The 13,103-nt window shown below is 32.0% G+C and carries 13 protein-coding genes; all 13 read right to left on the minus strand.

The window, feature by feature from the left end; all coding sequences use genetic code 11:
• Positions 1-2: 2 nt before the first annotated feature.
• The 13 genes from H8R22_RS08655 to H8R22_RS08715 all read right to left on the minus strand — a co-directional run bounded on the left by H8R22_RS08655 (position 3) and on the right by H8R22_RS08715 (position 13,100).
• Entirely contained in the window at positions 3-1,037 is a 1,035-nt protein-coding gene (locus tag H8R22_RS08655) for a glycosyltransferase family 2 protein (protein WP_187010054.1), read from the minus strand.
• A gap of 14 nt (positions 1,038-1,051) precedes the next feature.
• Positions 1,052-2,176 carry a dTDP-4-amino-4,6-dideoxygalactose transaminase gene (rffA, locus tag H8R22_RS08660; RefSeq protein ID WP_187010055.1) on the minus strand — a complete coding sequence of 375 codons (1,125 nt, stop codon included), beginning with the start codon at positions 2,174-2,176 and terminating at the stop codon, positions 1,052-1,054.
• Positions 2,177-2,182: 6 nt separating this feature from the next.
• A complete protein-coding gene (locus tag H8R22_RS08665; RefSeq protein ID WP_187010056.1) occupies positions 2,183-3,079 on the minus strand; it encodes a glycosyltransferase family 2 protein in 897 nt (298 codons plus the stop codon).
• A 486-nt stretch (positions 3,080-3,565) separates the two neighbouring features.
• Positions 3,566-4,201: an acetyltransferase gene (locus H8R22_RS08670; RefSeq protein ID WP_187010057.1), complete on the minus strand. Its 636-nt coding sequence runs from the start codon at positions 4,199-4,201 to the stop codon at positions 3,566-3,568.
• Positions 4,195-5,277: a DegT/DnrJ/EryC1/StrS family aminotransferase gene (locus tag H8R22_RS08675; RefSeq protein ID WP_187010058.1), complete on the minus strand. Its 1,083-nt coding sequence runs from the start codon at positions 5,275-5,277 to the stop codon at positions 4,195-4,197. Before H8R22_RS08675 ends, H8R22_RS08670 begins: the two co-directional genes overlap by 7 nt.
• 21 nt (positions 5,278-5,298) lie before the next feature.
• On the minus strand, positions 5,299-6,180 hold the full coding sequence (locus H8R22_RS08680; RefSeq protein WP_187010059.1) for a GT-D fold domain-containing glycosyltransferase: 882 nt from the start codon (positions 6,178-6,180) through the stop codon (positions 5,299-5,301).
• Between the two features lie 17 nt (positions 6,181-6,197).
• Positions 6,198-7,112, minus strand: a complete 915-nt coding sequence (locus H8R22_RS08685; protein WP_187010060.1) for a glycosyltransferase — start codon at positions 7,110-7,112, stop codon at positions 6,198-6,200.
• 274 nt (positions 7,113-7,386) lie between these two features.
• Entirely contained in the window at positions 7,387-8,277 is an 891-nt protein-coding gene (locus H8R22_RS08690; RefSeq protein ID WP_187010061.1) for a glycosyltransferase, read from the minus strand.
• Between the two features lie 50 nt (positions 8,278-8,327).
• Entirely contained in the window at positions 8,328-9,446 is a 1,119-nt protein-coding gene (gene rffA, locus H8R22_RS08695; protein ID WP_187010062.1) for a dTDP-4-amino-4,6-dideoxygalactose transaminase, read from the minus strand.
• Between the two features lie 278 nt (positions 9,447-9,724).
• Complete coding sequence (locus H8R22_RS08700) at positions 9,725-10,735, minus strand: ketoacyl-ACP synthase III (RefSeq protein WP_187010063.1); 1,011 nt, start codon at positions 10,733-10,735, stop codon at positions 9,725-9,727.
• Position 10,736: 1 nt separating this feature from the next.
• On the minus strand, positions 10,737-11,489 hold the full coding sequence (locus H8R22_RS08705; protein ID WP_187010064.1) for an SDR family NAD(P)-dependent oxidoreductase: 753 nt from the start codon (positions 11,487-11,489) through the stop codon (positions 10,737-10,739).
• A 5-nt stretch (positions 11,490-11,494) separates the two neighbouring features.
• On the minus strand, positions 11,495-12,553 hold the full coding sequence (locus H8R22_RS08710) for a 3-oxoacyl-ACP synthase III family protein (protein ID WP_187010065.1): 1,059 nt from the start codon (positions 12,551-12,553) through the stop codon (positions 11,495-11,497).
• A gap of 10 nt (positions 12,554-12,563) precedes the next feature.
• Positions 12,564-13,100 carry a GNAT family N-acetyltransferase gene (locus H8R22_RS08715; RefSeq protein WP_187010066.1) on the minus strand — a complete coding sequence of 179 codons (537 nt, stop codon included), beginning with the start codon at positions 13,098-13,100 and terminating at the stop codon, positions 12,564-12,566.
• Positions 13,101-13,103 lie beyond the last annotated feature (3 nt).

Here is a 13,103-nt window from a genome sequence, read left to right on the forward strand (position 1 = left end):
TTTTATTTATTTCTATGCCTACTATATGAAGTAGCTATATAAATTTGAAGTATATTTTGGTTTTTGACTGCTTTTAAAATAAATTTATCAAAACGCCCTTTTTTAGCATACAATTTTTGATACTGTTTATCTAGTACCATAGTTACCTGTTCATTTGATACCATTTTTTTTACAATCAACAGTCGTTTTCTAAGCGAAAGCTCAGTTGTGGGTATCAAATAGAAGTGGATTAGTGATAGCGTATTGTTAATTAATTTTTCGGATTGAATTTCTTTGATTTCTACCTCTGATAATTTTAGATCTAGAAACACTTTAAAATCAACCTGATATAATTTTATAATATTGTCAAAGTAATCTTTCTTCAACACACTTCTCATAGCGCTACCGGCAACTTCCCTGTAATGGTACCCTGTGTAATCTAAATATAAAAATTGCTTGATTTTATTGAAATACTTCAGGTTGAATACATTATCTTCTGATAGCGCATTGCCTGGAGGAAAAATTATTTTGTTTTCATTGATAATCGAAGCTTTAAACAACTTGTTGCAAGAGGAGTACAAATCATCTTTTTCTATTAAATGTCTCCATAATTCATTTTGGATAAAATCGAGACCTAAAACTGTAGCTGCCGGAAAGTCATAAGCAGTATCATATTGTTTACCATCAACATAGCTGAACATATTGTACAGAACTAAATCAACCTGATGCGTCTCCATGTTATCAAATAACTTTTGATACAGATCATGTTCGACCCAATCATCAGCATCAACAAAGCCGATGTATTTTCCTCTAGCGATTGCTAGGCCTTGATTCCTGGCAACACTAACTCCTTTATTTTGTTGATTTAAGAGAATTATCCTACTATCTTTTTCTGCAAAAGATGCAATTAGTACTGCTGATTTATCTGTAGATCCATCATTAACAAATATAAACTCGCATTGCTTAAAAGTTTGATTAAGCAGAGAGTTTACACAGTCTTCGATGTATTTCTCGACATTATAAACTGGTACAATTACACTAATTTGTGGCCTCTCCATGATTTGTTTTTTTCTTAAAAGCAGGTGGCTACTAGTCGTTGCACATCTGCTACTTCTAAATCATAAAAAAGAGGTAATCTTAGCAAACAGTCGGTGTAACGATCACTATTTTCAAGTACTCTGTCGTCGCGTTTATCTATAAAATAGTCGCTGTTGTGCAACGACAAATAATGGAAAACAGCGTAAAACCCATTTTGCTTTAGTTTTTGAATGAGTAGATCTCTACTTTCTAGATCTTTAGTAACCACATAAAACATATGACCGTTGTTTGTAGCGTAGGATGGGATGACAGGTAATTGTGTCCCCTTTAAATCGAGCATACTTAAGCAGTCGTAATAGGTATTCCACAGGGCAATTCTCTTGGTTTGAATTTGATCTAACTGCTCTAATTGCGCCCATAAAAAAGCGGCAATTAAATCGGATGGTAAAAACGAGGACCCCGTGTCAACCCAACCGTACTTATTGACTTCTCCTCTAAAAAAGCTTGCTCTATTCGTCCCTTTTTCCCAAATAATTTCAGATCGTTTGATGAATTTCTCCTCGTTTATTGCGAGTAATCCGCCTTCACCTGCGACAATATTTTTAGTCTCATGAAAAGAAAATGCAGCTAAATGACCTATGGATCCCAAAGGTTTTCTAATACCTGCCTTATCTATATAAAAACTATCTATTGCTTGTGCGGCATCTTCAATCACATATAAATTGTGTTTCTGAGCTATTTCCATAATTTTATCCATGTCGCAGGCAACACCAGCATAATGAACCGGAACAATGGCTTTGGTTTTGGAGGTGATAAGAGCTTCTATTTTATCAGCATCTATATTGGGGTTATCAGCACAGGAATCTGCAAAAACGATGGTAGCTCCTTGCCTTACAAAAGCGATTGCCGTAGACACAAAGGTATAACTAGGTACAATCACTTCGTCACCTGGCTCTATATTGATTAACATGGCACACATTTCGAGCGCATCAGTGCAGGAAGTGGTTAATAAGGTCTTTTTAAAACCGTATTTATTTTCAAAAAAAGACTGACACAATTTCGAAAATTTTCCGTTTCCTGCTATCTTACCAGAAGCAATTGCTTGATCGATATATTGTAATTCTTTCCCGGTGCTAAACACCTTATTAAATGGAATCATTGAGAACTATTTATATAATGTTTTAATTGCTGTTTTAATAGCTAGCTTTCCTTTTTGTCGAATCAGTATTAGCTTTAGCTTGTTCGATAAATTATACTTCTTGAACAACAGTTTCAAGAATTTAGCATCGCCTAAGTTGTTATTTATGATTCTTACAAACAATAACTCTTTTAGTTCCTCTAGACTAACACTTTGATCAATTTTCTCCCTAGAGATAGTCGTTAAAAATTGTAGGGATTGATCGATGTGCAATACTACTTTTTCCTCGTTTGAGAATTGAGACCACACACCAAGACCATTGTGTCTGTATACCGCTGTTATATCCTCTATAGATTGCACCTGACCTTTTAGGCAATAGAAGTAGCCAATTATTTTATCAAAACCAAAACTATCCGGAAATAAACTAATGAACGTAATCAGTTCCTTTTGATAATTCCTACCGACCTTGGTTTGTGTTGGAAAAACAGAGCCATAAGCATAGATATCATTTTTAGTCCAAAATCTGTTCTGACAAATGCTGCTAGTTTCAACAAAATTAGCGTCCTGAATAATTCGAGAGGTAAAAGTTAATACAACGTCCTGATTAGCTTCCATAATACCTATTTGCTTTTCTAACTTTAATGGATCTGTCCAATAATCATCTCCCTCACAAAAAGCAAGATAATCGCCTTGACAATTTTCTAGATTTCCTATTAAATTATTTAAAATACCTATATTTTCATATTGCCTGATGTATTTAATTGTGTTTCCTTTTGGATGCGATTTAAAAGAATTGATCACAGCTTCAGTGTTATCTGTAGAACAATCATCTGTTATGACTAACTCAATATCATAGCTGCATTCTTGATTTAATACACCAAATATAGCTTCTCCAACAAAATGCTCGTGATTATATGTAATCATACAAACACTAATTAATTTTTTTTTCTCCATTTATGGAATACGTAAAGTAATATTGTAAATACAATGCAAATTACCCTCTAAATTTTAACTGAAGTCAATTTTGGTGTACTTTTATTTAATCTATATTTATTTTTGGTACTATTAGAATTTAAGATTCTAAAAACATTAATTTTAATTATGTCTACTTATTTCAGCTTTTATTTATCTTTTTGTACTTTCCGATACGTAGTACTTTCTTCAAAGTTTGAAATTAATATTTTCTTACTTTTCTTATCTAACAAAAACACATCAAGCTTTTTATTATTTTGGTTTATTTCGATAAACTATTTACAAAAATTAGTATAACAATTATTTTTATTTAGGTTTTAATGAGAAATCCTCATAGTATTCCATTTAAATTGAATTAAATATTACTAAAATTTAAAGAATTAACAACGATACAATTAATTATTATATTTATTGAACGACTTTGGATACCCCATCTTTCTAAATTGTATACTTAATGATTTTAGCAGGAACACCTACAGCTACACAGTTGTCTGGAAGATCTTTGTGAACTACTGCACCAGCACCAACAATCACATTGTTCCCAATAAGAATTTTAGGTAAAACAATTGCACCCGTTCCTAGAATAACATTAAATCCTAAAGTACAATTTCCAGATATGGAAACATTAGGACTAATTTCAGAAAAATCACCTATTATTACGTCATGACCGATAGAAGTAAGCTGATTTAAAATAACTCCTGTACCAATAAGAACATCGTTAGTAATTACAACATTTTGCATAATATTAACTCCATCACCAAGTCTTGTCCCGTAACTACCGATAATTAAACTTTTACTAATTGTTGAAGTAAAAACCCCTCCAATTGCCACAAAATCTTTATATAATTTAGTTCTAAGTATTGGATCTCCAATTCCAATTGTAAATCTATTATCGACAGTTTTAAAGTAACGTTCTGCTTGGAACTTATTTGTTAAAATAGGAAACACATTATATAAATGAGAAGAAATATCTTTATTAACATCGTCGTAAAAAACTAGATCATCCAAATCCTGGTTTTGATGCAAGATTTCTAAAACCTCTTTAGCAAATCCCTTTGCTCCAACTACTAACATAATATTTTATTTATAATTTTACAAATCAGTTGTGTTTCCACTTCTTCTAAGCCTACATATAAGGGTAAACACAAAACCCTAGTTGCAATAGTTTCTGAAACGGGCATTTCAATTGCGGCTACATAATTAACAGTGTTTAAAGAAGGATAAAAATAACGCCTAGGGAAAATTTTCGCTTCATTTAGTACTTTCTGTGCTTGTACTAAAGCTTCCTCTGTTGCAAATACAACAGGATAATAGCTGTAATTCCATACTGTACTGCTGCGTAATTTTAATTTTGAAAGGGTAGTAAAATCAAGATGATCATCATAAAAATCAGCTGCTTTTTTCCGTCCTTTAATGATTTCTGCCATATAAGGAAAAACCGCCAATCCCATTGCTGCTTGTAGCTCTGATATTTTACCATTAATACCTAAACCAAAAAAATCAACCGGCCCGTTATGTCCAAAATTGTGGCTGTAATAAATTTGATGAAATAAATCATTATCCTTACAAAAAACAGCTCCACCTTCTCCAGTATGAAACAACTTAGTAGCATGAAAACTACAGGTACTTATATCACCATATTCAAAAATAGACTTGCCCTTGTATTGCATCCCAAAACAATGAGCAGCATCATAAATTACTTTTAATTGATGCTTTTGAGCAATTTTTTCAATGGCTTCAATATTACAAGGATTGCCAAAAACATGAGTTGCTAAAATACAGGTTGTTTTACTAGTGATAGCCGCTTCAATTTTACTTTCATCAATTGTAAGATAATCGGGATGAATATCTACAAATACAGGCGTACAATTTTCCCATACAATAGCAGCAGTAGTAGCCACATAACTAAACGGAGTGGTTATAATCTCGCCTCCTTTTCCTAACAATTTTAGTGCTATTTGCAGTGGAATCGTACCGTTATTAGTTATTAAGATCTTACTGTTTTCGAGTTCGAGATACGTTGTTAACTTATCTTCTAATTCCCTTACTAACTCGCCTCTATTTGTTAGCCACTCGTTGTCGTATACACGCTGTATTTGAGCTGTGTACTCATCTATTGGGGGCAAAAATGTTTTAGTTACGTTAATCATAATTTAGTATAAAAGCATTAATTAGAGCGATAAATCTAATAGTATTGATTCTTTGTAAGGAGCCACAAACTCAGGATCGAGTTCGTATCCTTCGGTGTTATGTGATTCGTGCACGTACCTGCCTTTTACTGAGGTTCTTCCTTTGGAGTCCATCAACATCCACATGTATTCTATATCAATATGACCAATGTCAATCGCCCAATAGCCTAAATCACAAAGATCTGAACAAAGTACAGTAGCTGTTGGTCCTAAGGCGCACAGAATTAAATTATTCTCTCCTAATTTTAATGTTGCGTTTTTAATTTGATCGTATCTATCAAAAGTATTTTTTCCTGGACAAATAATTCTTTTTAAACTATTAGCGTTGTCAAATAAATCATTCCCTACTCCTAATCGTGATAAATCACCCTCAACGATTAAAATATCTTGTTTATTCCAAATCGCTCTCAATTTATCAAAAAGCAGTTGCGCTTGCGATTGGTCTACGGCACCTGCGTAAGGCCTAGTCATATTAGCGTTGCCATAGTGATAATCTACACTCAGAAACTTTGAAAGCCTATCACCGTAGGTGTTTATGAACATCAACCAATGTACTTTGGCAAATCGCTTATGATTTTTAGTTGTAACAATACTGTGAGGCACAGCTACCAGTAATTTAGGATTGCGATTATTTAAAACTACTGCTAATTTATCTGCTAATTGTATATCTAGTTTTTGAAAACCAAGATCTCTTTCTTTTAACAACAAAATAAATTCTCCATCACCAAAACGGGCGATACTTTTTTTATTGTTTACTAAATCATTCACTGTTTCCTCAAAAGTCATGACTTTATACTTAGGAAAGTTCCATCGCAACGGTAATGTCCTGTATATCCAATAAATTAAGTAGAGGTAATTTTTCATAAAAGACAACAGTAGCTTTATTCTGGTTTTGAAACTAATTTGTGAACTAAAGACTGCAACTGTTTAACAACATAATGAATTCCAAAATACTTAATCGATAACTGCAATAAATAGTTACTATGTTTTAATTGTAATGAAGCTGATCTATAAATCAAGTTTTCATAAAGTGCAATGAAAAGCTTGATTTGCTCTATATTCATTTTATAGCTGTAATCCTTAAGTAAATCATGAGTTCCTGCAAGGCGTCCGCTTATTTTTTCTTGAATATTGTCTTTCCCACCAGATATATTAAGATCTGACATTCTTACATATACGATAGCATCCGTCGAAAATATCGGTTTTCCACTAGAGAAATCGATAATGGCTCGATCATCACTGCTCCAAGCTAATTTGTAATCTTTAAAACCATATTTTTTGTAAGCACTTGTTCTGAAAATATGTTCAGACAACGAACTTCTCGTTTCATTATTCAATTTTCTGCAATAAGAAGCAATTGCCTCCTCGTATTGCGGATGTTTGTATACAGGAGAGATAGGATCACCCTCTTGATTTATTAAAAGGCTGGCATTACGAATTACAGAAGTATCGTTAGTGTCAACTGCAATAGCATTATAAAATTCCTCAACAACAGTATCACCTAAATAATCATCATCACCCAAGATCATGAACCATTCCTCCATAGCCATCAAACTAATACATCGATCCCATTGCTGAGTCAGAGCAGTACCTCCCAAATTAGTAGCAAAACGATGGTACTTCAAGTTGAACCTATCTTTGTATTTAGCAATTAGTAAAGAACAATCTTCCGGGCTAGAATCATCGCCTATGTAAACCGTAAACTCTTTAGACGTTTGATTAGCTAAAGAAACTAAAGTATCTTCGAAGAAAGTGAGCTTAAAAAAGGGGATTATTATTGCTAGTTGATTATTCATTTTGTTTTCAGTGTGCTAGTATGTATACTAACGATATTTGTAGAACCAAGTTTACTTTAGTGCGTACGTTTTCAAAAAATAATTATTTTCACATCGGATTTTAAGCAACATTACCTTTTTTTTGTAATTAAAGAAATGATAATAAAAAACATGCGGTTTCATCTCCTCGTGCTTACTTCTTATTATTTTAGGTAAGCCTAGTTGCCTAGAACTTATTATTTATTTTGTCAAATCAAAATCTAAATAATTTTTAAAACACTTAAAAAACAATTTTCTATTCCTTGAATATTTTATAAAAAAGTTCCACTACTAAAGTACGTTCAAAAAGTTTTGATTTCATTTTGTAAGCGTTTAAGAGCTGCCATACAAGGGTTAGCTTCGCCAATTTGCTTATATCATAACTAAAAATGCCATCTATAGCTCCATAAAAAAGATTATTTTCTAATGCTGTTTGCTCTTCAATAGTTAGCTCATTATTATACTTTGGAAGTAAATCCATCCATTTTTTATGTACCAATAGTAATTCCTTTACCCAGCTTTCATCGGTTTTTCCTTCAGAAGAATGCAGAACTAATATATCATAAACTACAATATTTTGATATTTTGTTGACACACTTAAACTAAAATCTAAATCGTACCCATGAAACCTTTTTAGTAATGCTTCATCAAACCTAAACTGCTTAAATTTTGAAGACTCGATCGCTAAAAATAAACCATCCAAAGTTAAGACACATGAGCTTTTTTCTTGGAAAGGGTTATTTAATTGCAATTTAGTGTCTCTAGTTACAAATTTATAGGTTTGCTTGTAATGATATCTATTAGCATCCTTACTTGAAGTTACTATTTGATACCAACTGGATAGCATTTTTGACTTTCTCGTTGCACCAGCTAAACCAACTACTCCTATTTCAGGACGTTGTAAATACTCCATTAAAATAGTTCCCCAATTTTGAGTTTCAAATTGTACATCTTCATGAACAAACAATAAATAAGGATATTGTGCTTTACTAGCACCTATATTGTAAGCTTCACAAATCCCCATGATGCCTGGATTCTCTATTCTAATAATTTCGTATTGAAAACCAAGACCAATGGTAGCTTTTACATTGCTCTCAAATTGATCGAAAAGATCATTTTGGTATGAAGATAAAATAATAGATAGCATATATTTACAACAATCTCATTTTAATAAACACTTTAATTAATACGGGTTTATCAACTATTTTTTAAATGGGCAACTATAGTATCTATTTGTTTGTAAGTCAACTCATAATACATCGGTAATCTTAACAAACAATCAGTGAAATTATCTGTGTTTGGCAAGGGCTCGCCAGTGTATTTTTCCATATAATATGGACTTGAGTGCAATGAAATGTAATGAAAAACCGCTAAAATACCGTTGTCTTTTAAGCGTTGAATTGCTTTCGTCCTTTCCTCAATACTTGAAAACAATATAAAAAACATATGGCCATTATTGGTCGCATAGTCCGGCAAGACCGGAAGTTTTATATTTAAATCATGTTTAATTAAATCCAAACTATCATAGTAATATTGCCATAATTCTTTTCTCTTATCTTGAATGGTTTTTAAATTTTCAATTTGTGCCCAAAGAAAAGCTGCAATTATTTCTGATGGTAAAAAGGAAGAACCTGTATCAACCCAACCGTATTTATCGACTTCACCTCTAAAAAATCGTGATCTGTTGGTACCTTTTTCCCAAATTATTTCGGCTCTATCACAATAGTTAGAGTCATTTATAGCTAACATTCCACCTTCTCCGGCAATAATATTCTTGGTCTCATGAAAAGAAAAAGCAGCTAGATGACCAATACTCCCTAATGGCTTACCATTGTAGAAAGAGTCTATTGCTTGTGCAGCATCTTCGATTACAATTAAATCATACTTTGCTGCCAACTGCATAATTTTATCCATATCACAAGCTATGCCAGCGTAGTGAACAGGAACGATAGCTTTGGTTTTAGATGTGATTAAAGCTTCAATTTTATCTGCATCAATATTTGGATTGTCTGCGTATGAATCTGCAAAAATCACTTTTGCACCTTGTCGAATAAATGCAATAGCTGTAGAAACAAAAGTATAACTTGGTACAATAACTTCATCGCCTTCTTGAATATTGGCTAAAATTGCGCACATTTCTAATGCATCAGTACATGAGGTAGTAAGCAAAGCTTTTTTAAAACCATATTCATTTTCAAAAAAGGCTTGGCATTTCTGCGTAAAAATACCGTTACCCGAAATCTTACCCGATAGCACAGCTTCCTCTATATATTTTAGTTCACTCCCTATCAAAAAAGGTTTGTTGAATGGAATCATAAATTTTTTATTTGGCGTTTTCACCGCTGATAACTTTTGAAAAACGGTTTTTTAGTAATATGAATTTTTTTTCCAACACATAATAAGATAATGAAGCTAGAAATATTGAAACTGTAGTGATAGATAGCAGTAATAGAAAATAGTAATTTAGCCCATCAAAATATTGAAATTTTTAATTTAAGTTATTATTTCTAAAATGATAAATGGACCGCTTCCGCTGTGTATTTAAGTTCACTTCCGATTAGGAAAGGTTTGCTGAACGGAATATTAAGAAGATATTATTTTAAAATTTTCAACACGCTGCCGCCCCAAGAATATCCAACGCCAAAACCTGCTAACAAAATATTGTTTTCTATTTTAAGCCTATTTTCTTTTTTCGCATGATATAATGCTATTGGAATTGTTGATGATACAGTATTACCGCAATCTTCAAGATGAATGTAAAATTTTTCGTCTTCAATCTTTGCTTTCTTTTTTAAATTATCTAACATAAACTTATTAGCTTGATGTAAAATAAATAGATCAATACTATCTTTCTCCATATGATTTTTTAATAACGTGTTTGTTATTAATTTAGGAACTGCAGATAATGTAAATAGAAAAATTTCAGATCCATTCATATATAAATTATCATCAGAATGATAGTTGTCATATTCATCGATAGTTTCTGTGGATTGCTTTTTAAAATTTCGAAGCCCTCCATTTTTAACTATTAAGTTTTCTGCACCTTTTCCATCGGTACCATATTCAAAATTTAAAATTTCGGCAAATCCATCATTGGCCGTAATTAAAGTTGCTGCTGCTGCGTCTCCAAAAATAGTTTTATTACTTTTATCTTTAGGATGTATAAATTTTGAATAAGTTTCAGAAGTTAGTAACAATATGTTTTTAGCTTGTCCTGATACGACCAATCCTTTTGCCAATCCGAGTCCATAAACATATCCTGAACATCCCAAATTCATATCGAATGCACCAACACTATTTGACAATCCTAAACGATCTTGAACTATACATGCTGTTGTTGGTAAAAAATAATCAGGACTTTGAGTACATAAAATAATAAAATCTATATCTGCTTTATCAATGTTATGTTCTTCAAAAAGTTTAGTAGCAGCTTTAACTGCCATATCACCTGAAGTTTCGTCATCCGCAGCAATATATCTATTTTTTATACCTATTTTTTCAGAAATTTTCTCAATACTCCATTCTGGAAAATCTTTCTCAATTACCTCATTACTTAACACATTTGTAGGTAAATAGTAAGAAATTGCTTTGATAAATGCTTTCATATTATAGAGATATTGTTCTTCCTCCATCTAGAAGAATATTTGTTCCTGTGGTCCAAGCTGAGGCATCAGATAATAAATAAATTACTGCGTAAGCTACTTCTTCTGGTCTTCCATATCTTTTTAATGGATATTTTTGTCTATCCATTTTTAGTTGTTCATCTGTGATGTCAGATTCATCTATCAAATGAGTTTCAACCATTGCTGGCATAACACCATTGAACCTGATGTTTTTTGACGCATATTCTAATGCAAGACCTTTAATTAAACCATTTAAAGCTCCTTTTGAAGCTGAATAAATAGAACCACCTATGTAAGAGAATATGATACCAGATATTGAAGTAAGAAAAACTATCGAACTTTTATTGTTTATTTTTTTTTGTTTTAATAATTGTTGTGTTAAAATAGTTGGTATTTTAAAATTTATTTCCATCATCTCATCAAACTGTTCTTCTTTTAAAAAATTAAACAACATATGTCTAGCTATGCCAGCCGAATGGACAATTCCGTCTAATTTGTCAATGCTATTAATGAGTAGTTCTAAGTCAGATTTACTTAATAAATCAGCAACTATAATAGCATGCGCTCCGTTCTCTAATTCATCGAATGTTTCTTGTAATCGTTGCGCATTTCTTCCTGTAATAATTATTTTGGCACCCATTTTAGAACAAGCAATTGCAGTTGCTTTACCTATTCCTGATGAAGCACCAGTAATTAAAATTGTTTTATTTAATAAAGTATATGGATTATAACTCATAAAATTTATATTTCAATTAAATCTAATACCGTTAAATTTTCAGTTTCTAAATAACAAGTTCCCCAAGACAAACCAACTCCAAATCCACACAATAAAAGTCTTTTTTTACCAGATTCTAATTGTGATTTCACTTGTGTAACTAGGGTTATTGGAATTGATGCAGAACTAGTATTGCCAAATTTCTCTAATGAATAAGGTACTTTTTCAGGAACTAACTTTAATTTTTTTCTAATCATTTCATTCATCATTTTATTCGCTTGATGAAATATTGCAAAATCGATATCATCTGTGGCAAAACTTGCAAATTGCATTAAGTCCTTTACAGATTTTGGTGCTTGATTAATTCCAAAACTAAAGACATCCATTCCATCTAGTGATAAGTCGCAACCTCGTCTTTTTATTTCTTTATCGTACGCAACGAGTTCAAGAGATTCTTTATTCATAGCATTTCTAGAACCGCCTTCATTAATAATTATAGCTTTGTGCCCAGAACCGTCCGAACCCATATTGAATGAAATACTATTTTTAGTATTTTTCCTTTCTAAGATAGCTGCCGCTGCACAATCCCCAAATAATAATGAGGTACTCTTGTCTTCTTGACTAACAATTTTACTCAAAGTATCTCCACAAATTAACAATCCTTTTCTAAAGCTAGGATTTTGCATAAAAGTTCCTAAAACGCTTAAACCATATACAAATCCAGAACAGCCTAAAGGAATGTCGAAAGCTAAACAAGATGTGGGCAATCCTAATTTATGTTGTAATATGGGCGCAGTATTGGGAATATTGAGATAATCCGGCGTTTGCGAAACAAAAATTAAAACATCAATTTCATTTTTATCAATATGCATTTCTGCAATTAACTTTTCTGCCGCTTCCAATCCTAAATCTGCAGTAGTAGTTTCTTTGTTGGCAACCCTAAACTCTTTAACACCCGTATTGTCAATGAATTTTTGCAAATCTTCTTTTGAGAAAAAATTGTTATCAATATTTTTTCTGATCATGGAAGGAACTGCAGCTGATATTCCAGTTAAAACTACATTTTGAATTGTAAAATTGCCCATTACGTAGATTTTAGTTAATTGCTAAATATTTTAAAAGCTTAATTATTTTTTTGTTGTTGTAAAAGTCTAACCGGTTTAGAATTAGCTCATAACTTATTGATTCTGAATCGCTTTTAGATATATTAAACCCCAAATATTTATTGAAGGTCAACACCTTCAAATTTGTTTTCAGAACATGACAAATCAATTTTTCTAATTTTAGATTTTCGAAAGCAAAATTAATTAATACTAGAGCTCCTCGCATCCCGGCATCACCTTCCCATGAATCTTTATTTTTTAAAAAAACACCGGACTCACCAGTCATTTTCTCAAAATCAACATCTTTTATGTTGAATACGCCAAATGACTTGCCATCCTTATAGGCAACAAAGTAGAAATTTTTTGTTTTATCCAAGTTGATGAACCAATTTACTTGCTGCTCTGCAGTAATGATTTCCTGAAACTGCATAAAAATACGAACATCATCGGAATTCCTCCAAACCCGTACCATTTCTAAATTATCATGATTTAATGGTTTGAATGTTATTCCAAACTTAGAAAAGTCCATTCC

The organism is Flavobacterium kayseriense (assembly GCF_014305095.1).
Taxonomy (GTDB): Bacteria; Bacteroidota; Bacteroidia; order Flavobacteriales; family Flavobacteriaceae; genus Flavobacterium; species Flavobacterium kayseriense.